Annotated in this window: 18 protein-coding genes; 9 read left to right on the plus strand and 9 right to left on the minus strand. The window is 69.1% G+C overall.

The annotated features are described in order from the left end of the window. The first annotated feature begins 1 nt into the window (after position 1). Genes ACZ7M7_RS09935 through ACZ7M7_RS09945 form a run of 3 tightly spaced genes read left to right on the plus strand, consistent with a single transcriptional unit; the run spans position 2 to position 2,556 of the window. Positions 2–1,063, plus strand: coding sequence for an ABC transporter ATP-binding protein (locus ACZ7M7_RS09935; RefSeq protein WP_472114625.1), 1,062 nt, complete (start codon positions 2–4; stop codon positions 1,061–1,063). 37 nt (positions 1,064–1,100) lie between these two features. After that, complete coding sequence (locus ACZ7M7_RS09940; RefSeq protein ID WP_383603279.1) at positions 1,101–2,219, plus strand: ABC transporter ATP-binding protein; 1,119 nt, start codon at positions 1,101–1,103, stop codon at positions 2,217–2,219. A gap of 37 nt (positions 2,220–2,256) precedes the next feature. Beyond that, positions 2,257–2,556, plus strand: a complete 300-nt coding sequence (locus tag ACZ7M7_RS09945) for a hypothetical protein (RefSeq protein ID WP_472114628.1) — start codon at positions 2,257–2,259, stop codon at positions 2,554–2,556. A 10-nt stretch (positions 2,557–2,566) separates the two neighbouring features. Here the strand turns inward: ACZ7M7_RS09945 and ACZ7M7_RS09950 are convergent, their stop codons facing one another. Continuing rightward, on the minus strand, positions 2,567–3,307 hold the full coding sequence (locus tag ACZ7M7_RS09950; RefSeq protein WP_472114631.1) for a class I SAM-dependent methyltransferase: 741 nt from the start codon (positions 3,305–3,307) through the stop codon (positions 2,567–2,569). Between the two features lie 50 nt (positions 3,308–3,357). Between ACZ7M7_RS09950 and ACZ7M7_RS09955 the strand changes: the two genes are divergently transcribed. After that, positions 3,358–3,753, plus strand: coding sequence for a VOC family protein (locus ACZ7M7_RS09955; RefSeq protein WP_472114634.1), 396 nt, complete (start codon positions 3,358–3,360; stop codon positions 3,751–3,753). A 19-nt stretch (positions 3,754–3,772) separates the two neighbouring features. Here ACZ7M7_RS09955 and ACZ7M7_RS09960 read toward each other — a convergent pair whose 3' ends face one another. From ACZ7M7_RS09960 to ACZ7M7_RS09990, 7 genes are all read right to left on the minus strand, one after another. Further along, positions 3,773–4,813, minus strand: coding sequence for an amidohydrolase family protein (locus ACZ7M7_RS09960; protein ID WP_472114637.1), 1,041 nt, complete (start codon positions 4,811–4,813; stop codon positions 3,773–3,775). Between the two features lie 53 nt (positions 4,814–4,866). After that, a complete protein-coding gene (locus ACZ7M7_RS09965; RefSeq protein ID WP_472114640.1) occupies positions 4,867–5,622 on the minus strand; it encodes a metallophosphoesterase family protein in 756 nt (251 codons plus the stop codon). A gap of 162 nt (positions 5,623–5,784) precedes the next feature. Further along, a complete protein-coding gene (locus ACZ7M7_RS09970; protein WP_383603263.1) occupies positions 5,785–6,828 on the minus strand; it encodes an ABC transporter ATP-binding protein in 1,044 nt (347 codons plus the stop codon). Between the two features lie 30 nt (positions 6,829–6,858). Next, positions 6,859–7,893, minus strand: coding sequence for an ABC transporter ATP-binding protein (locus ACZ7M7_RS09975; protein ID WP_383628141.1), 1,035 nt, complete (start codon positions 7,891–7,893; stop codon positions 6,859–6,861). A gap of 52 nt (positions 7,894–7,945) precedes the next feature. Continuing rightward, complete coding sequence (locus ACZ7M7_RS09980; RefSeq protein WP_363034853.1) at positions 7,946–8,926, minus strand: ABC transporter permease; 981 nt, start codon at positions 8,924–8,926, stop codon at positions 7,946–7,948. Between the two features lie 104 nt (positions 8,927–9,030). Beyond that, on the minus strand, positions 9,031–10,788 hold the full coding sequence (locus tag ACZ7M7_RS09985; protein ID WP_383603255.1) for an ABC transporter substrate-binding protein: 1,758 nt from the start codon (positions 10,786–10,788) through the stop codon (positions 9,031–9,033). A gap of 81 nt (positions 10,789–10,869) precedes the next feature. Further along, complete coding sequence (locus ACZ7M7_RS09990; protein WP_383603252.1) at positions 10,870–11,898, minus strand: ABC transporter permease; 1,029 nt, start codon at positions 11,896–11,898, stop codon at positions 10,870–10,872. Positions 11,899–12,435: 537 nt separating this feature from the next. Between ACZ7M7_RS09990 and ACZ7M7_RS09995 the strand changes: the two genes are divergently transcribed. The 5 genes from ACZ7M7_RS09995 (at position 12,436) to ACZ7M7_RS10015 (ending at position 18,529) form a co-directional block, all read left to right on the plus strand. Continuing rightward, entirely contained in the window at positions 12,436–14,058 is a 1,623-nt protein-coding gene (locus tag ACZ7M7_RS09995) for a peptide ABC transporter substrate-binding protein (protein ID WP_383628144.1), read from the plus strand. Between the two features lie 7 nt (positions 14,059–14,065). Continuing rightward, positions 14,066–14,989, plus strand: a complete 924-nt coding sequence (locus ACZ7M7_RS10000) for an ABC transporter permease (RefSeq protein ID WP_451169199.1) — start codon at positions 14,066–14,068, stop codon at positions 14,987–14,989. Further along, positions 14,982–16,010 carry an ABC transporter permease gene (locus tag ACZ7M7_RS10005; RefSeq protein WP_383628147.1) on the plus strand — a complete coding sequence of 343 codons (1,029 nt, stop codon included), beginning with the start codon at positions 14,982–14,984 and terminating at the stop codon, positions 16,008–16,010. The genes ACZ7M7_RS10000 and ACZ7M7_RS10005 overlap by 8 nt, the downstream gene beginning before the upstream one ends. 526 nt (positions 16,011–16,536) lie before the next feature. Continuing rightward, positions 16,537–17,511 carry an ABC transporter ATP-binding protein gene (locus tag ACZ7M7_RS10010; RefSeq protein ID WP_472114647.1) on the plus strand — a complete coding sequence of 325 codons (975 nt, stop codon included), beginning with the start codon at positions 16,537–16,539 and terminating at the stop codon, positions 17,509–17,511. Further along, the gene (locus ACZ7M7_RS10015) at positions 17,504–18,529 is read left to right on the plus strand and encodes an ABC transporter ATP-binding protein (RefSeq protein ID WP_472114649.1); all 1,026 of its coding nucleotides are present in this window, start codon (positions 17,504–17,506) and stop codon (positions 18,527–18,529) included. The genes ACZ7M7_RS10010 and ACZ7M7_RS10015 overlap by 8 nt, the downstream gene beginning before the upstream one ends. A 128-nt stretch (positions 18,530–18,657) precedes the next feature. On the opposite strand, the gene ACZ7M7_RS10020 is transcribed toward ACZ7M7_RS10015, so the two are convergent. Continuing rightward, complete coding sequence (locus ACZ7M7_RS10020) at positions 18,658–20,772, minus strand: S9 family peptidase (RefSeq protein WP_472114652.1); 2,115 nt, start codon at positions 20,770–20,772, stop codon at positions 18,658–18,660. Between the last annotated feature and the right edge of the window lie 26 nt (positions 20,773–20,798).

The following is a 20,798-nucleotide window of genomic DNA, read 5'->3' on the forward strand; positions in this document are numbered from 1 at the left end:
CGTGACCACTCTGACCAAGGAGGCCGGCGCCCCGGTCCCGGCCGACGCGGACGCGTTCCTGTCGGTGCGGGACCTGCACGTCAGCTTCAAGACCGAGGACGGCATCGTACGGGCCGTGGACGGGCTCTCCTTCGACCTGGAGCGCGGCAGCACGCTGGGGATCGTCGGCGAGTCCGGCTCGGGCAAGTCGGTGACGAACCTGACGATCCTCGGGCTGCACAACCCCATGTTCACCACCGTCGAGGGCGAGATCCTCCTGGAGGGCCGGGAGCTCACCACGGCCCGGGAGTCCGAGCTGGAGAAGCTGCGCGGCAACAAGGTCGCCATGATCTTCCAGGACCCGCTCACCGCGCTGTCGCCGTACTACACGGTGGGCCGGCAGATCGCCGAGCCGTACATGAAGCACATGCGCGTCTCGAAGAAGGCCGCCTGGGAGCGGGCGGTGGACATGCTGGGGAAGGTCGGCATCCCCAACCCGAAGCAGCGGGCGAAGGACTATCCGCACCAGTTCTCCGGCGGTATGCGCCAGCGCGCGATGATCGCGATGTCGCTGGTCTGCGACCCGGACCTGCTGATCGCCGACGAGCCGACCACCGCGCTGGACGTCACGGTCCAGGCGCAGATCCTGGATCTGCTGAAGGACCTGCAGCGGGAGTTCGGCTCGGCGATCATCTTCATCACCCATGACCTCGGGGTGATCGCCGACATGGCCGACGACATCATGGTGATGTACGCGGGCCGGGCGGCGGAGCGCGGCACGGTCAACGAGGTACTGAGGGCGCCGCAACACCCGTACACCTGGGGCCTGCTGAACTCGATGCCGCGCCTGGACTCGGACCCGCACACCCCGCTGGCCCCGATCCCCGGCACTCCGCCGTCCCTGCTGCGCCCGCCCTCCGGCTGCCGCTTCCACCCCCGCTGCACGTTCCAGGACCGGGTCGGCGGCACGCGCTGTGTCACCGAGATCCCGCTGCTGGGCCCGGACCGCTCCTCGGCCTGCCACTTGACGGCGGACCAGAAGCGGACCATTTTCACCGAAGAGATCAAGCCCCGACTGCACTAGCGCCCCCGATCAGCCCCGTCTGAGGAGGACTACGGCTATGACAGAGGACCTCGTCCTCCCCGCACCCCGCGGGCCCGCCATCGACGCGTCCGGCGAACCGCTGCTGGAAGTGGCAGGGCTCGTGAAGCACTTCCCGGTCAAGGGCGGCTTCCCGATCCGGCGGACCGTCGGCCAGGTGCAGGCGGTCGACGGCATCGACCTGACGGTGCATGTCGGCGAGAGCTTCGGCCTGGTGGGGGAGTCGGGCTGCGGCAAGTCGACGACCGGACGGCTGATCACCAAGCTCATGGAGCCGACGAGCGGCCGGATCGCGTACCGGGGCAAGGACATCACGCGGGCCACGCGCAGGCAGCTGGCGCCGATCCGCTCCGAGATCCAGATGATCTTCCAGGACCCGTACTCCTCGCTGAACCCGCGCCAGACGGTCGGAAAGATCATCTCCGGTCCGATGGAGATCAACGGGATCGAGCCGGACGGCGGAAGGGAGAAACGGGTCAGGGAGCTGCTGGAGATCGTCGGTCTGAACCCCGAGCACTACAACCGCTTCCCGCACGAGTTCTCCGGCGGTCAGCGCCAGCGCATCGGTGTGGCACGGGCGCTGGCCCTCGAGCCGAAGCTGATCGTGGCCGACGAGCCGGTCTCCGCGCTGGACGTCTCCATCCAGGCACAGGTCGTCAACCTGCTGCAGAAGGTCCAGCAGGAACTGGGCATCGCGTTCCTGTTCATCGCCCACGACCTGGCCGTCGTACGGCACTTCTCGCAGCGCGTCGCGGTCATGTATCTCGGCAAGGTCATCGAGGTCGGCGACCGCGACTCCATCTACACCCGCCCCCGGCACCCCTACACCCACGCCCTGCTGTCCGCGGTGCCCGAGGTGAGCGTGGCCGACGAGGACGCTCCGGCGCGTGAACGGATCCGCCTGGCCGGCGACGTACCGTCCCCGATCTCCCCGCCCTCCGGCTGCCGTTTCCGCACCCGCTGCTGGAAGGCCCAGGACAAGTGCGCGGCCGAGGAGCCCCCGCTGATCCAGATCGAGGGCAACCACGACGGCCACCTGACGGCCTGCCACTTCCCCGAGGAGCCGACCATCGAGGCGCGGGACGAGGACATCGTGCTGGATCCGGCGCTGGCGGCGCTGGAGGAGTCGGACGACTAGGCGCTGGACTGTCAGTGGCCGACGGTACGTTGGGCGCATGTCGATATCTGTTGGCCTCAGCCTCGACGTCTCCGGTCTGCGTCAGGGGGAGGAGACGGCGCGGGTCGCCGAGGCACTGACCGTTTTCCTCACCGAGCACGATCTTGAGAGGGACGTGACGGTCGGAGAGGGCGCGTCCGCGGGGCAGGTCTCCGCGTGGAGCGAGTACCCCATCATCGTGACCCGCTTCGGCGGCTGGGCCGACAAGATCGAGCAGGCGGCTCACGACAGCGTGCGCGCGGTTGCTCCCGCCGCGCGGGTTGACCTCCGGTGGAGTTTCGAGGACGAGGACGACTAGGGCTGCGGCCCTAGGAGGCCGGTCCGGCCACGGTGATGATCTCCGGGGCGGCGGGCGTGACCGGCGTCCGCGCCCAGTCGCCGTACTGGTCGGCGATGGTGAGGCCGGCTTCGTGGAGGAAGGCGGACAGGGCGTCGGGGGCAAGGAAGCGGAGGGTGGTGCGGCTGACGGCTGGTGCCGGCCAGCTGTCGCAGGCGTACGTCTCCACAAAGGTCACCCGGTCTCCGACGGCAGGTCCCTCGACGTCGTGCCATACGCGTACGGCGTTCCCGTCCGCGCCGGTGACCGTGCGGGCCCTGTCGGGCGTCCACGTCTCCCAGGCCCGTGCGGCGGGATTCCGTGTCTCGAACACGAACCGCCCGCCGGGGCGCAGGGCCCGGTGCACGGCGAGCAGTGAGGCCCGCAACTCCTCGTCACACACCAGCACCTGGAACGCGTGCCCGGTCATCACGACCAGATCGAACTCCGCGCACCAGTCCCGCGTCCGCAGATCCCCGAGCACCCATTCCACGTCGGTGTCGTGCCGCCGCGCCTCCACCAGCATGGCGGCGGCCGGATCGAGCCCCACGAGCCGCCCACGGTGGCCGTCGGCACCGGCACGCCGGAGCAACTGGCCCGTACCGCAGCCGACATCGAGCACCGCGCCGGCGGCACTCACGAGCCCGAGGTAGAAGTCGTCACCCGGGCCCCAGGGGTTCAGGGTGTCGTACAACGCGGCGAGCGCAGGATCCGCGAACGACCGATCGACCACGCGCGGAAGTCTGCCACAACGAACTCGAACACGAGGGAAAGGTGCGGGAGTTGCTGCATCACGTCGAGCTGTGGGTGCCGGACCTGGGGCGTGCGGTCACGTCGTGGGGGTGGTTGCTGGAACGGCTGGGCTACGAGCCCCACCAGGACTGGCCGGCAGGCCGCAGCTGGCGGGCGGGGGAGACTTACCTCGTGGTCGAGGAGTCACCGGCGCTGCGGGGCGACCGGCACGACCGGCTGCGCCCCGGGCTGAATCACCTGGCCTTCCACGCGCCGGGCGGCCGGGCGGGCCTCGACGCACTGGTCGAGCAGGCGTCGCGGCACGGCTGGAGCCTGCTCTTCCCGGATCGGCATCCCTATGCGGGAGGGCCCGCGCACTACGCCGCCTATCTGGAGAACGGCGACGGCTTCGAGGTGGAGCTGGTGGCGCGCGAGCCCAGGCCCTGAGCCCTGTCGCCGTCGCCGCTCAGCGGACGACCCGCCCCCGCAGCACGATCCTCCGCGGATGCCGCAGCACCCCCGGCTCCACCCGCGGATCCGCGTCGTACACCGTCACGTCGGCAAGCCCGCCCTCCACCAGCCCGGGCAGACCCAGGAAGTCCCGCGCCGTCCAGCTCGCCGCACCCACCGCCACGTCGCCCGGCAGGCCCGCGGCGACGAGGTGTTCGACCTCGGTGGCCACGTTGCCGAAGGGGGCGGAGTCGGTGCCGGCGAGGACACGGACGCCGGCGTCGTGGGCCTCGCGGACCCGGCGGATCATGATGCGATGACCTTCGTGCCAGAGGCGCCCGCGGGGGTTGTCCTTGATGTCCGGCACGCGGCGCGCGAACGTCGTGAGGGTGGGGACGTAGACGGTCCCGTGCGTGGCCATCAGCTCGACGCACTCCTCCGGCATGCCCATCCCGTGCTCGATCGAGTCGACGCCGGCCCGCGAGGCGTTCAGCACGCCGCGCGCCGACTGGCAGTGCGCGGCGACGCGCCCCCCGACCGCGTGCACCGCGTCCGTGACGGCACGCAGGATGTCGTACGGCACCGGATCCGACTCGAAGTCCCAGTCGCCCATCAGCTTGCACCAGCCGTCGTGGGCCTTGGTCTCCGCGACGGCGGCGGCGACGAGGTCGTCGGTGACGGTGTGGAAGCCGGCGCTCTTCGACAGCCCCGCCCACGCCAGCCATCGCCCCGCCGTGATCATGCGCGGGGTGTCGGGGGCCTCGCGCAGACCCGCAGGGATCTCGCCCAGCAGTCCCGGGAACCGCAACGCCGCCGTCCCCGCGTCCCGGTGCGCCGCGATCTGCTCGGCGAACGCCTCGGAGTCGAAGACGGGTTCCTCCTCGGACGGGGACCCTGGGTGCGTGTGGACGTCGACCAGTCCCGGCAGCAGATAGCCGCCGTCGGCCACCGTCTGCGCCTCGCCGGACGGGCGGTCGAAGGTGATGCGGTCGCCGAGGAGCCAGAGGTCGCGGTGGATGCCATCGGGGAGGGTGGTGCCGCGCAGGTGGAGGGCCATCTGTCTCAACCTAGGGGATCGGTGCGGGAGTTGTCGTGACCGCCGTACCACCCTCAGCCCTCGCGACCGTCCCGGCGCGCGAAGGCCGCGAAGGCCTCCGCCTCGGTGGCCCGGGCGTTGAGGAAGTAGTCGGCCCACTCGGCGGCCTGCTCGAAGGCGGAGTCCGCGACGACGCGGGCGACCGCGGCCGCCACGTCCAGCACGGTGCGCCGCAGCTCGACCCCCGGCCCGAGCAACGCCCAGTGCGCCCCGAGCCGGCCGTACGGCATCCCGACGCTGCCCGGGTTCACCACGAGGCGCCCGGCGGCGAGGCGGGTGAACGGCATGTGGGTGTGGCCGCACACGACGGTGGTGACGGCGGGGCCGACGTCCGCGAAGACCTCCGCCCACCGCTCGGCACGGGAGTCGACGAGCACGACCTCCTCGTCGTCACGCGGCGTCGCATGGCAGAAGAGCACCTCGCCGAGACCGTCCACCGCAAGCGTGAGGGACGTCGGCAGCTGCTCCAGGAAGGCGACCTGATCCTCGCGGAGGCTCTCGGCGGCCCATGGTCCGACGGGGTCGGGGATGGACGTACGCAGTCCGCGCCGGTACTCGACGAGTTCACGGTCGGCGTTGCCCCGGATCCAGGCCGCCCGGTCGCCCAGGCCCGTCAGCAGGTCCATGACCTGGGCGGGCTGCGGCCCGCACGCGATGTCTCCGGTGAGCACGATCAGGTCCGCCGCCGCGACCTCCGGTTCCGCCAGCACCGCTTCGAGGGCGGGCAGCACGGCGTGGATGTCGGAGAGCACGGCCACTCGGTTCACCATGGGCCCCAGTATCCGGGGCCCCTGACCGAGAGATGAGGGCCCGCGCGCACCCAATGGGGTGTGCACGGGCCCTCCTTCCCCTGGAACCGGACGCTCATGGGCTCGGGTCAATGGGCCGGTGAAAGTCCGTTCCGGGCACGGCGACTGACGAAAAGGGGTGTGTCAGACCGCCGGCTGGGGGTCCTTGGCGAGACGCGGCGCGGGGACCGTGTCGTCCGTCTCGGGGTAGTGGCACGCGGTCAGGTGGCCGGGCTTGTTGCCCTCGACCTGGACCAGCGGCGGTGCCTCGGTCGCGCACTTGTCCGTCGCCTTCCAGCAGCGGGTGCGGAAGCGGCAGCCGGAGGGCGGGTTGATGGGGGAGGGGACGTCGCCCTGGAGGCGGATGCGCTCGCGGGGGGTCTCCTCCACCGTCGCCTCGGGCACGGCGGACAGCAGCGCCCGGGTGTACGGGTGGCGCGGGTTTTCGTACAGGTCGTCACGGTCGGCGATCTCGACGATCTTGCCGAGGTACATGACCGCGACGCGCTGCGAGAAGTGCCGTACGACGGCCAGGTCGTGGGCGATGAAGACGAAGGCGATGCCCAGTTCCTGCTGGACCTTCTGCAGCAGGTTGACGACCTGTGCCTGGATGGAGACGTCCAGCGCGGAGACCGGCTCGTCGGCCACGATCAGCTTCGGCTCGAGGGCCAGCGCCCGTGCCACACCGATGCGCTGGCGCTGACCGCCGGAGAACTCGTGCGGGAAGCGGTTGTAGTGCTCGGGGTTCAGGCCGACGATCTCCAGCAGTTCGCGTACGCGCTTCTCGCGGCCGCCCGCCGGGTTGATGTCGTTGATCTCCATCGGGCCGGAGATGATCTTTCCGACCGTCTGGCGCGGGTTCAGGGACGCGTACGGGTCCTGGAAGATCATCTGGATCTCGGAACGGACCGGCGCGAGCTTCTTGCGGCCCGCGTGCGTGATGTCCTGGCCGCGGTAGGAGATCTTGCCGCCCGTCGGCTCCAGGAGCCGCGTGATCAGCCGTCCGGTCGTCGACTTGCCGCAGCCCGACTCGCCGACCAGACCGAGGGCCTCGCCCTCGGCCACCTGGAAGTCGAGGCCGTCCACGGCCTTGACGGCCCCGACCGTGCGTTTGATCGGGAAGCCGCCCTTGATGGGGAAGTGCTTGGTCAGACCGCTGACGTCCAGGAGCGGTTGCGCGTTGCTCATGATGGTGAAGTCCTGTCTCGTGTACGTCAGTCAGTGCCGGGATCCGGCGAATTCGGCGAACAGATCCTTGCGCTCCTCGGGCGCCAGGTGGCAGGCGGAACCCCGGCCGTCCACCACGTCGAGGAGCGGCCGCTCGCTGGAGCACAGCCCGCCCGAAACCTTGTCGGTGAAGGCGCACCGCGGGTGGAAGCGGCAGCCGGTGGGCGGGTTCAGCAGCGACGGAGGCGCACCCGGGATCGGCGACAGCGGCACGTCGACCGGCCCGTCCAGGCTCGGCATGGAGCTGAGCAGACCCACGGTGTAGGGGTGCTGCGGGTCGCGCAGCACCTCCTCCTTGGTGCCCCGCTCCACGCACCGGCCGCCGTACATCACCAGCACGTCGTCCGCGATGTCGGCGATGACACCGAGGTCGTGCGTGATGAAGATGATCGCCGTGCCGAACTCCTGCTGCAGGTCCTTGAGCAGGTCCATGATCTGCGCCTGGACGGTGACGTCGAGCGCGGTGGTCGGCTCGTCCGCGATCAGCAGCTCGGGGTCGCAGACCAGCGCCATCGCGATCATCGCGCGCTGGCGCATACCGCCGGAGAACTGGTGCGGGTAGTCGTCCACCCGCATGTCCGGCTGCGGGATCCCGACCCGCCGCAGCATCTCGATCGCCCGCGCCCGGGCCTCCTTCTTGGAGGCACCGGTGTGCTTGCGGTACGTCTCGCCGATCTGCGTCCCGATGGTGTGGTACGGCGACAGCGAGGCAAGCGCGTCCTGGAAGATCATGGACATCTTGTTGCCGCGCAGCCGCTCCAGCTCCCGCTCGGAGGCGGTGAGCAGCTCCTTGCCGTCCAGCAGGATCTCGCCGTCGATCTTGGTGCGGAACGGGTCGTGCAGGCCCAGGATCGTCAGGTTGGTGACGGACTTGCCGGATCCCGACTCACCCACGATGCCGAGCGTCTGGCCCTTGGCAAGGTCGAAGGAGAGCCCGTCGACGGCCTTGACGATGCCGTCCTCGGTGGAGAAGTGGACTTGAAGGTCCTTGACGGAGAGGAAGGGCTGCTGATCGGTGCTCGTCACGGGGACGCTCCTGAGGGGGGTGATGCGAGGGGTCGGGAGTGGGGGGCGGAGGTCAGGCGAGCCGGATCCGCGGGTCGATGAGGGCGTAGACGGCGTCCACGATGATGTTGGCGAAGACGATCGCGCCGGCCGCCAGCAGGGTCACACCCAGCAGCATCGGCAGGTCGCTCTGGTCCACGGACTTCACCGCGAGCCGGCCGACGCCCGGGAGGCTGAAGGTCGACTCGGTGATGATGGCACCGCCGATCAGCGTGCCCAGGTCGATGCCGAACACCGTGACGATGGGGCCCATCGCGCCGCGCCAGGCAAACCGGAAGAACACGTTCGACCGGGACAGACCCTTGGCCCGTGCCGTGCGGACGTAGTCCTCGCTGAGTTGCTCCACGAGCTGGGAGCGGGTCATACGCGTGTAGTTGGCCGTGAAGATGATCGCGAGGACCAGCCAGGGCAACAGCAGCCCGCCGAACCAGGCGGCCGGGTTCTCCGAGAGCGGGGTCCACTGCGGCTGGTCGAGCCACCCCAGCTGCGCGACGAAGAAGAACATCGCGATGTAGCCGACGAAGTAGATCTGGAGCGAGGAGCCGAGCAGCGAGGCGGAGCTGGCGAACTTGTCCAGGAACTTGCCCTGCTTGAGCGCCGCGAGCATGCCCGCGCCGATACCGAGGATCAGGAAGACGACGGCCGCGCCGAAGGCGAGCGACAGGGTCGTCGGCAGCCGGTCCATGATCGTGTCGAAGACCGGCTCGCGGTTGGCGAAGGAGTACCCGAGGCAGGGTGCGTTGCAGAAGTCGTAGTTGGCGTAGTCGCGTCCGACGAAGACGCCGACGAGCCACAGCCAGTACTGCACCGGGATCGGCTTGTCGATGCCCAGGTTCTGCCGGATCTGCGCCAGGTTCTCGGGCGTGCAGTTCTTGCCGCAGGACATCATCGCGGGGTCACGCGGCACGGCGTAGAAGAGCCAGAAGGTGATGGCGCTGATGATCAACAGAATGACCAGCGCGCCGATGACTCGGCGGACAAGGAAGCGGAACATGAGGCGTGACTTTCCGGACGGGGCGCCGTCGCCGGGAGGAAGTAGAGGGGGGTGGGCCGCAGGGGCGGCCATGTGGAATGGCCGCCCCCAGGGGTCGTGCTCGCTTACTTCTTGGCGTAGAGCTTGGTGAGCGCGACGCAGGTGTTGCCGCCGTCCCAGACGACGTTGCCGACCTTGGAGCCGTACAGGTAGTTCCGGATCTTGTGGTAGTCCGGGACGACCGCGGCCAGCTCCATGATCATCTTGTCGACGTTGCCCCAGGCCTTGTTGGCCTCCTCGACGTCCGCGATCCTGCCCGCGGCGTCGATGGCCTTGTTGACGCTCGGGTCGTCCAGCTGGGCGTAGTTGCTGCGGCCGTCGCCGATGTTCTTGCCGCTCCAGCACGGGTAGAACTGCGAGTAACCGCCCGGCCAGTCCGGGCTCCAGCCGGCGGCGAACAGGTCGAAGTCGTTGTCGATCTTGCCGATCTGGGTGTAGAACGTCGACTTGTCGACCTGCTTGTTGACGACCTGGAAGCCGGCGGCCTCCAGCGCGTTCTTGATGGCGACGGCGGTCTTCACCGCGGTGTCCGACTGCTGGTAGGCGATGACCAGCTTGTAGCCCTCCTTGCCGGCCTCCTTCAGCAGGGCCTTGGCCTTCGCGGGGTCGCCGCCGGGCTTCTTGTCGACGCCGTACAGGTCGAACTTGGTGTAACCGGGCGTCACCGGGGCGAAGATCGTGGTGGCGATCTCCTGGGACGCGGCGCCGCCGCCGATGGTCTGGAGCTGCTGGTGCGGCCAGGCGTGGTTGATGGCCTGACGGACCTTGAGGTCCTTGACCCGGGTCATGTTGATCGGCCAGTAGTAGGTGACCGTGTCGACCGCGGTGAGGACGCGCTTCTTCAGCTCGGGCTTGGTGAGGACCTGGGCGAGACGCTCGGGGGCGACCTCGTTGAAGATCGGCACCGCGTACTGGTCGTTGCCCTGGTCCGCGATCCAGCGGTCGGTCGACGCGACCAGCTCGTAGCCCATCTGGAAGACGAACTTGTCCGGGTAGGCGTTGCGGATCGGGTCGGTCTTCGCGTCCCAGTGCTCGTTGCGCACGAAGGTCATCGACTTGCCGATGCTACGGCTCTCGATCTTGTACGGACCGCAGGAGACCGGCTTCTTGTCGTACTTCTCCTTGGTGTCGCCCTTCTTGGGCACCAGGGAGTAACCACGCATCGCGAGCGTGTAGTTGAAGTCGACGCGGGCTTCCTTGAGACGGAAGGTGATGGTCTTGCCGTCGATCTCGATGGAGTCGAGGCTCTTGCCGCCGTACGGGCCGTCGTACTTGTCGCCGCCCTCCAGGAACTCCTGGACGTAGATCGGGCCCTCGGTGATGAAGCTCGCGAAGAGGCGCTCGAAGGTGTGGCGGACGTCGTCCATGGAGAGGTCGGCGCCGTCCTCCCACTTGATGCCGTCCTTGATGGTGAAGGACCAGGTCTTGCCGCCGTCCTTCATCGTGCCGGCGTCGGTCGCGGCGTCGCCGACCAGGGTGGCCCCGCCCTTGTCGTCCAGCTTGTAGCCGGTCAGACCACGCATGATCGGGACGGTGATGGCGCCCTCGGTCGAGACGTAGATCTGCGCCGGGTCCATGTGGTCCATGTCGAACTGCTGGAGCGAGTAGATCGTCCCGCCCGTCACCGCGCCCTTGACCTCGGGGGCCGGGCCGGTCGAGTCGGCCTTGGTGCCCACGGGGATCTCGGTGGTCTTGGAGCCAGTGACCTTCGGGGCCTGGTCCTGCGAGCCGCCCTCGCTGCCGCTGCTGCAGGCGCTCAGCACCGAGGTCGACGCCGCGGCCACGCCGGTGGCGATCAGGAAGTTTCTACGCGAGAAGGACATCGCATCCTGCCTTGAAGTGGGTTGAGTGAGAGAAGAATCCGGCACCCGGCGACTTCGCCGTGGTCCTGAAATGAGCCGGAGTCAGCGCTTGGACTTCGGGTCGAGTGCGTCACGCACCGAGTCACCGAGGAGGTTGAACGCGAGCACGAAGATCACCATGGACAGGCCCGGGAAGAGCATGAAGGTGAGGTCCTCGGTGTAGAACTGGGCGCCTCGCTGGATCATGACGCCCCAGTCCGGGGTCGGGTCGATCATGCCGACACCCAGGAAGGCGAGACCCGCCTCAGCGGTGACGAAGGCCGGGAGCATCAGCGTGGACTGAATGATGATCGGAGTCCACAGGTTGGGCAGCAGCTCCTTGAAGACGATACGCCGCGGTGACGCGCCCGTGACCTTGGCGGCCTCGACGAACTCCCGCTCGCGCAGGCCGAGTACCTGGCCGCGCAGCAGTCGGGCGATGGATGCCCAGCCGAAGGCGGAGAGCACGATGATCAGGCCGGCGGCGCGCAGCCATGTCGGGATGTTCTCGTCGGGGGCGACGAAGAGCCCGTACACGACCGGCATGAAGGCGATGAAGAAGAGGGTGGACGGGAACGACAGCAGGATGTCGATGACCCGGCCCACGAAGTAGTCCGTCCGCCCGCCGAGGTAGCCCGCGGTGACGCCGATGACCACGCCGAGGACGACGGTGAGCAAGGTGGCCGCCACGGCGATGCCGAGCGAGGTGCGGATCGCGTAGAGCAGGAAGGTGAAGACGTCACGCCCGAGCTGCGGCTCCACGCCGAACCAGAAGTCCGAGCTGATACCGCCGTTCGGACCCGCCGGGTACGCGAAGGCGTTCAGCAGCTCAGGCTGCTGGCTCGCGTACGTCGTGTACGGATCCTTCCCGTACAGCTTCGCAATGAGTGGAGCGGCGAGCGCGATCACGAAGAAGAAGATCACGATGTACGCCGATATGACGCCCGTGTGGTCCCGCTTGAAGCGAGTCCACGCCAGCCGTCCCGGCGAGCGGCTTTCGTTGCCCTTAGGGGTGGAGGGCGAAGGCGACTTGTCGATGCTTTCGTCAGTCGCCTCAAGCGGGGCAGCCGCGGATGGAGTTGGGGGGGTCATGGTGCTCCTGGCCCAAGGGAGGGTCTGATGACTCCGCAGGGCACGCTCCCCTACGGGCTACGCCGGACTTTTTCAACGCAATTCATTCAAGGTCAATAAATTCTCGGCCGACTTGGTTGTCTCTTTACGTTCTTTACCCTGTCTTGACCATTCCGTAGCTACGCGGGTAGCGCAACGTGATTGAGTTGTGCCTTGACTCGGACTAACTGGACCAATCGGGCAACGAGTTCGATATGCGGACGCTCCTGTATCGAAATGTGTACATCCAGCGGTCGTAATCCAACGGTTCGGCATCGGATGGTGGAGATCCATTGCGTCATACATCGAAGATCCATTGGGCCGGATGAAAGAAGTCCGTTTCGTCGCCCGCGCGGACGTCGCACGGGCGTTGCGCGGACCCTCGTGGACGCCCCGTGGGTACGGCCAAAGCTCCGGCATCCGGACGGTCTGTTGCTCCATTGGCCGGAGTCCATGTGCGATATGTGCCTTTTCGCTCGATATTGGCCCGTAACGGATCAGTACCAGAGGAGGCACTCCATGCGTGGAGCCACATTCGCCGGACGGGCCGCATGTGCGATGGCGGTCGCGCTCGTGGCGACGGCCTGTGGAGGCGGGGGTGACAGCGGAGCCGGCGGCGAGGTGCTGAGCTCGTCGTGGACCGATCCGCAGAACCCGCTGGAGCCGGCCAACACCAATGAGGTGCAGGGCGGCAAGGTGCTCTCCATGATCTTCCGGGGCCTGAAGCAGTACCACCCGAAGACCGGCGAGGCCGAGGACATGCTCGCCGAGCGGATCGAGACCACCGACTCGCGCACCTACACGATCACCGTCAAGGACGGCTGGACCTTCAGCGACGGCGAGCAGGTCACCGCCAAGTCCTTCGTGGACGCCTGGAACTACGGGGCGAGCCTGAAGAACAACCAGAAGAACGCCTACTTCTTCAGCTACATCGACGGCTACGACAAGGTCCATCCCGCCAAGGGCGAGCAGAGCGCCGACACCATGTCCGGGCTGAAGGTGGTCGACGACAGGACGTTCACCGTCCGGCTCAGCCAGAAGTTCTCCGGCTTCCCCGACACCCTCGGCTACAACGCCTTCGTCCCGCTGCCGCGCGCCTTCTACGACGACCACGCCGGCTGGCTCGCCAAGCCCGTCGGCAACGGCCCGTACACCGTGGCGTCGTACACCAAGGGCTCCGAGATGAGCCTCGCGAGATGGGACGCGTACCCGGGTCCGGACGCGGCCCTGAACGGCGGCGTCACCCTCAAGGTCTACACGGACAACAACACGGCCTACACCGACCTGATGGCCGGCAACCTCGACCTCGTCGACGACGTGCCGGCCCAGCAGCTGACGAACGTCCGCGGCGACCTAGGCGACCGCTACCTCAACACCCCGGCCGGCATCATCCAGACCCTGGCTTTCCCCCACTACGACAAGGACTGGAACAAGGCCGGCTCGGTCAAGGTCCGCAAGGGGCTGTCCCGGGCCATCGACCGTGAGCAGATCACCAGGACCATCTTCCAGGGGACCCGTACGCCCGCGACCGACTGGACCTCACCCGTCCTGGGCGCGGAGGGCGGCTACAAGGAGGGGCTGTGCGGTGAGTGGTGCCGGTACGACGCGGCCGCGGCGAAGAAGCTGATCGAGGAGGGCGGCGGGCTGCCCGGCGGGCAGGTGAAGATCACCTACAACGCGGACACCGGCTCCCACAAGCTGTGGGTGGACGCCGTCTGCAACTCCATCAACAACGCCCTGGGCAACGACCGGGCCTGCGTCGGCAACCCGATCGGCACCTTCGCCGACTTCCGCAGCAAGAGCACGACCCAGAAGCTCTCCGGCCCCTTCCGGGCGGGCTGGCAGATGGACTACCCGCTCACCCAGAACTTCCTCCAGCCGCTCTACTACACCAACGCCTCCTCCAACGACGGCAAGTGGTCCAACGAGGAGTTCGACAAGCTCGTCGACGCGGCGAACGCCGAGACCGACCCCGCGCGGGCCGTGGAGATGTTCCAGAAGGCCGAGGCGGTCGTCCGGGACAACATGGCGGCCATTCCGCTCTGGTACCAGAACGGCAGCGCCGGCTGGTCGCAGCGGCTGTCGAACGTGGCCCTCAACCCGTTCAGCGTCCCCGTCTACAACGAGATCAAGGTCGGCTGAGTCCGTCATGGGGCGGTACGTCGTCCGGCGCCTGGTGCAGATGGTCCCGGTGTTCATCGGGGCCACCCTGCTGATCTTCCTCATGGTCAACGTGATGGGCGACCCCGTCGCGGGCCTGTGCGGCGACCGGCAGTGCGACGCGGCGACGGCGGCTCAGCTCAGGAAGGAGTTCGGCCTCGACAAGCCCGTGTGGCAGCAGTACCTGACCTACATGGGGAACGTCTTCACCGGAGACTTCGGTACGGCGTTCAACGGCCAGGAAGTCACCGAGCTGATGTCGACGGCCTTCCCGGTCACCTTCCGGCTCACGGTCGTCGCGATCCTCTTCGAGATCCTCATCGGCGTCACGCTGGGCGTCGTCACCGGCCTGCAGCGGGGCCGCCCCGTCGACTCCGGCGTCCTGCTCCTGACCCTCGTCGTGATCTCCGTCCCCACCTTCGTCACCGGCCTGCTGCTCCAGCTGCTGCTCGGGGTGGAGTGGGGCTGGATCCGCCCGTCGGTCTCCGCTCAGGCCCCCTTCGGCGAGCTGCTGATCCCGGGCCTCGTCCTCGCCTCGGTCTCCCTCGCGTACGTCACCCGGCTGACCCGCACCTCGATCGCCGAGAACCGGCGCTCCGACTACGTCCGTACGGCGATCGCCAAGGGCTTGCCGAGGCACCGAGTGGTCACCCGGCATCTGCTCCGCAACTCGCTCATCCCCGTCGTCACCTTCATCGGCGCCGACATCGGCTTCCTCATGGGAGGCGCGATCGTCACCGAGCGGATCTTCAACATCCACGGCGTCGGCTACCAGCTCTACCAGGGCATCCTGCGCCAGAACACACAGACCGTCGTCGGCTTCGTCACGGTCCTCGTCCTCGTCTTCCTCGTCTGCAACCTGGTCGTCGACCTGCTGTACGCCGTACTCGACCCGAGGATCCGCTATGCCTGAGCAGCCGTTCCAGTCCGAAGGGGCGATCGCCGGCAGCGGCGCGGGCGGTGCGATGGAGCTGGCCGCGGGCGAGGCGCAGACGCTGGAGCCGCGTCCGCCGGTCGGGCCGGCACCGCGGGGTCCGCAGGGCACGGGACCGCCGGGGCCGGACCCATCGGCGGCCTCGGCGGACGAACGTCCGCGCAGCCTCTGGTCCGACGCCCGGCAGGACCTGTGCCGCAACCCCGTCTTCATCGTCTCGGGCCTGATCATTCTCTTCCTGCTCTTCATCTCCCTGTGGCCCTCGGCGATCGCCTCCGGCAGCCCCCTCACATGCGACCTCGCCAAGGCCCAGCAGGGTTCCGCGCCCGGCCATCCTTTCGGCTACGACGGCCAGGGCTGCGACGTCTACACGCGCACGGTCTACGGCGCCCGTACGTCCGTCGCGGTGGGCGTCTGCGCCACGCTCGGGGTCGCGGTCCTCGGCTCGGTGCTCGGGGCGCTGGCCGGGTTCTTCGGCGGCCTGTGGGACTCGTTCCTCTCCCGCATCACCGACGTCTTCTTCGCCATCCCGGTGATCCTCGGGGGCCTGGTCCTGCTGTCCGTGGTCACCAGCAACTCCATCTGGCCGGTCATCGGCTTCATCGTGCTGCTCGGCTGGCCGCAGATCTCCCGCATCGCGCGCGGCGCCGTCATCACCGCCAAACAGCACGACTACGTCCAGGCCGCCCGCGCCCTCGGCGCCTCCAACTCCCGCATCCTCCTGCGCCACATCGCGCCCAACGCCATCGCCCCGGTGATCGTGGTCGCGACCATCGCCCTTGGCACGTACATCGCCCTGGAGGCGACCCTGTCCTACCTGGGTGTCGGCCTGAAGCCCCCCAGCGTCTCCTGGGGCATCGACATCTCGGCCGCCTCCCCCTACATCCGCAACGCCCCCCACGCCCTCCTGTGGCCCTCCGGCGCCCTCGCGATCACGGTCCTGGCCTTCATCATGCTGGGCGACGCGGTCCGCGACGCCCTCGACCCGAAGCTGAGGTGAGGCGCGGTGGCGGTCACGACGAGGCAGGTTCCGGGGCGGGTCGCCGGCTCGGGCGTGGGCGCGGGGTACGGCCTGCCGGCCCGCCTTCGCCCCTCCGACACGGCCCCCCGATCCCGGCGGCAACGCGAGCTGCGGATGGCCCGGGGCCGGGAGGGCGACGAGGAGTTGGCCAGTGGCCCGCCCGGGGTGGTGCTGCCGACCGTGCTCGGCCGGTGGCGGCGGGGGAGCCGCCCTGCGGGGTGCCGGCGTCCCCAGGACGCCTGCCGGCGCGCCCTCTCCCCTGGGCCGTGTCCGCAAAGTCCCGCCTGCCCCGCGACGCCTGGCACGCTCCCCCACTCTCGGCTTCGCTCGAGCGGGAGGGGCCCCCACCGCCCCAGGCGCCTGGTGGTCGCCGTACTGGTTGCCGTCATGCACTCGGGGTCGCGGTATGCGGCGCCCCCAAGGTCTCCCCAGGGCCCCCGCCCCTCCGCCCTCTCGGCGAAGCCACCCGCAACGCCCCCGTCCGAAAGTGAGGTGAGCCGCCGGCATGCTGCTCGAAGTGCGTGATCTGCACGTGGAGTTCCGGACGCGGGACGGGGTCGCCAAGGCGGTCAACGGGGTGAGCTACGGCGTGGACGCGGGGGAGACGCTTGCCGTGCTCGGGGAGTCCGGGTCCGGGAAGTCGGTGACCGCGCAGGCGGTGATGGGGATTCTGGACACGCCGCCCGGGAGGATCACCGGGGGCGAGATCCTCTTCCAGGGGCGCGACCTGCTGAAGCTGAAGGAAGAGGAGCGGCGCAAGGTCCGCGGCGCCGAGATGGCGATGATCTTCCAGGACGCCCTGTCGTCGCTGAACCCCGTACTGACCGTCGGCGACCAGCTCGGCGAGATGTTCGTGGTGCACCGAGGCATGTCGAGGAAGGACGCGCGGGCGAAGGCCGTGGAGCTGATGGACCGGGTGCGCATCCCGGCCGCGCGCGAGCGCGTCAAGCAGTACCCGCACCAGTTCTCCGGCGGCATGCGCCAGCGCATCATGATCGCGATGGCCCTCGCCCTCGAACCCGCGCTCATCATCGCCGACGAGCCCACCACCGCCCTCGACGTCACCGTCCAGGCCCAGGTCATGGATCTGCTGGCGGAGCTCCAGCGCGAGTACCGCATGGGCCTGATCCTCATCACCCACGACCTCGGCGTCGTCGCGGACGTCTCGGACCGGATCGCCGTGATGTACGCGGGCCGCATCGTGGAGTCGGCGCCCGTGCACGACATCTACAAGGCGCCCGGCCACCCGTACACCAGGGGCCTGCTGGAGTCGATCCCGCGCCTGGACCAGAAGGGCCAGGAGCTCTACGCCATCAAGGGCCTGCCCCCCAACCTCATGAACATCCCGCAGGGCTGCGCGTTCAACCCCCGCTGTCCCATGGCCCGCGACATGTGCCGCACCGACGTGCCTGAGCTGTACGAGGTCTCCGAGGTACGGGGCAGCGCCTGCCACTTCTGGAGGGAGTGCCTGGATGGCTGAGGCGATTCTGGAGGTCAGCGGCCTCGTCAAGCACTACCCGCTCACCCGGGGCATCCTCTTCAGGAAACAGGTCGGCGCGGTCAAGGCCGTCGACGGCGTCGACTTCACCCTCCACCGCGGCGAAACCCTCGGCATCGTCGGCGAGTCAGGCTGCGGCAAGTCCACGGTCGCCAGGATGCTGGTCAACCTGGAACGGCCGACGGCCGGTTCGATCAAGTACAAGGGCGAGGACATCACCGGACTGTCCGGCCGTGCCCTCAAGGCCGTACGCCGCAACATCCAGATGGTCTTCCAGGACCCGTACACCTCCCTCAACCCCCGCATGACGGTGGGCGACATCATCGGAGAGCCGTACGACATCCACCCCGAGGTCGCCCCGAAGGGTGACCGCCGCCGCCGGGTGCGGGACCTGCTGGACGTGGTCGGCCTCAACCCCGAGCACATCAACCGCTACCCGCACCAGTTCTCCGGCGGCCAGCGCCAACGCATCGGCATCGCACGGGGGCTGGCGCTGCGCCCGGAGGTCATCGTCGCCGACGAACCCGTCTCCGCGCTGGACGTCTCGGTCCAGGCCCAGGTCATCAACCTGATGGACCGCCTGCAGAACGAGTTCGACCTCTCCTATGTCTTCATCGCCCACGACCTGTCGATCGTCCGGCACATCTCCGACCGCGTCGGGGTGATGTACCTCGGACGGATCGTGGAGATCGGCAGGGACGCCGAGATCTACGACCACCCCACGCACCCGTACACCCAGGCGCTACTCTCCGCGGTCCCGGTCCCCGACCCGGAGGCCCGTGAACACCGCGCGCGCATCATCCTCGCGGGCGATGTCCCGTCCCCGACGAACGTCCCCTCCGGCTGCCGCTTCCGCACCCGCTGCTGGAAGGCGGAGGAACGCTGCGCCGAGCAGGTGCCGGCGCTTGCGGTGCCGTCCCGGCTGCGGGACCCGGGCGGGCCCGAGGCGCACGACTCGGCGTGCCATTTCGCGGCGGCGCAAGGCAACGGGCCGGGGTGACATGGCGCACCCCGGCCCGTTTACGGCACCCGCACGGCCGTACGCTGTTGAGCCTCCACCGTCCGTATATCGGTACCGCTTCGGTGAAGTTGCCTGCGTGTTAACGCAGTTCGGGCGCTTTTGAACCGCTATGCCAGCGAGCGCTGCAGGAATTCCAGCTGAAGCAGCAGCAGGTTCTCCGCGACCGCTTCCTGCGGCGTCATGTGTGTGACGCCGGACAGCGGCAGCACCTCGTGCGGACGGCCCGCGGCGAGCAGGGCCGAGGACAGGCGCAGGGAGTGGGCGACCACCACGTTGTCGTCCGCGAGGCCGTGGACGATCATCATCGGGCGGTGCGGTTCGGCCGCGTCCACCAGGCCCGCGTCGTCGATCAGCGAGTTGCGGCGGTAGACCTCCGGCTGCTCGTCGGGATGTCCGACGTACCGCTCCTGGTAGTGGGTGTCGTACAGGCGCAGATCGGTGACCGGTGCGCCGACCACCGCCGCGTGGAAGACGTCCGGGCGGCGCAGCGCGGCGAGCCCCGCCAGGTAGCCGCCGAAGGACCAGCCCCGGATGGCCACGCGGGTCAGATCGAGCGGGAACCGCTCGGCGAGCGCGTGCAGCGCGTCGACCTGGTCCTGCACCACGATCGCCGCGATGTCGTCCTTGATGGCCTTCTCCCATGCGGGCGAGCGCCCCGGCGTACCGCGCCCGTCCGCGACGATCACCGCGAACCCCTGGTCGGCGAACCACTGCGAGGTGAGGTGCGCGTTGTGCGCGGCGACCACCCGGGAGGCGTGCGGACCACCGTAGGGATCCAGCAAAACCGGCAGCGGGGTGTCACTGGCGTAGTCCCGAGGCATAAGCACGGCGCACGGGATGCGGCGTGCGCCCCCTTCGGTAAGGGTCACGCGCGGGGTCAAACCGGGATCTTCGGCATGTGACCGGACCGTCGCCGTCGGCTTCCCGTCCCGCAGCACCTGGACCTGAGCCCCGGGCCGGTCAAGGGTGTGGGAGGCCAACACCGTCACGCCCCCGGCGCGCACCGCCGAGTGCACGCCCGGCTCCTGTGAAACGCGCTCCACGCCGAGCTCGTTCACCCGGTACACGTGCACTTCGCCGACCTCGGGAGCGGCCGCCGCCTCGCCCGCCGACGCCGAGATCAGCACGTCGTCCGACGTGACGTCCAGCACCGCGCGGACGTGCAACTGCGGTCCGGTCAGCGGGCGTTCGCCCACCGTGAGCACGCGTGCGCCGCCCTCGTCGGCGATGCGCACGAGATGCCCGGCAGGGCTCCAGCAGGGGACCCCAGGGAAAAGATCCAGCCATTGTGGATCTTCGTCCGCGTGCACCATCCGGGTCGCCCCCGTCGCCGGGTCCACGGCCAGGAACAGCTGGCTGCGCTGGTCGCGCGCCTGTACGAGCAGCAGCGGTGCACCCGCCGCTGACCAGTGCACTCGCGCCAGATACGGGTACCGCGCCCGGTCCCAGGAGACCTCTGTGCGCACCCCGTCCAGACCGATCACGAACAGCCGCACGTCCGCGTTCGGTGTTCCCGCCGCCGGATACGCCACTCGCTGCGGCTCGCGCTCCGGACGCGCCGGATCGGAGATCCACCAGCGGCGCACCGGCGTGTCGTCCGCCCGCGCCACCAGCAGCAGGTCCGACTCCGGACCCCACCAGAAGCCCCGGTAGCGCCCCATCTCCTCGGCGGCGATGAACTCCGCAAGGCCGTAGGTCACCCCGTCCGACTCCGGCTCGGCGAGCGCACGGTCGCCCTCGCCCTCGGCGCCCACCACCCGCAGGGACCCCTGCGTGACGTACGCGATGTGCCGTCCGTCGGGGGAGGGGCGCGGGTCGATCACCGGCCCGGGGACCGGGAGTTCACGTGCCGTACCGGCCCGCAGTTCGGCCGTGAAAAGCCGCCCTGACAAGGCAAAGGACGCCAACTCCACGGCCGCGTCGGTGGCGTGGGAGACGATGCCGGCGCCGCCCTCCCGGCTGCGCTCGCGGCGTGCCCGCTCCTCGGGCGAGAGGTCCTCCGAGGCGCCGCCCAGGAGGGCGCGCGGGTCGGCCGCCACGCGCTCCCCGCCGTCCGTCGTGTCGAGCACCCACAGCGAACTCGCCGGATCCGTACCGGAGGTGGAGCGCAGGAACACGACACGGGAACCGTCGGGCGCCACCGTGAATGCGCGCGGTGCGCCGAACGTGAACCTCTGGGTGCGGGCGTGCCGTCGGGGGAAGGACACAGGCTCGGTCGTCATGCCCCGACCATATTGGCCAGTGCGCC

Source organism: Streptomyces sp. NPDC111606, assembly GCF_055656945.1.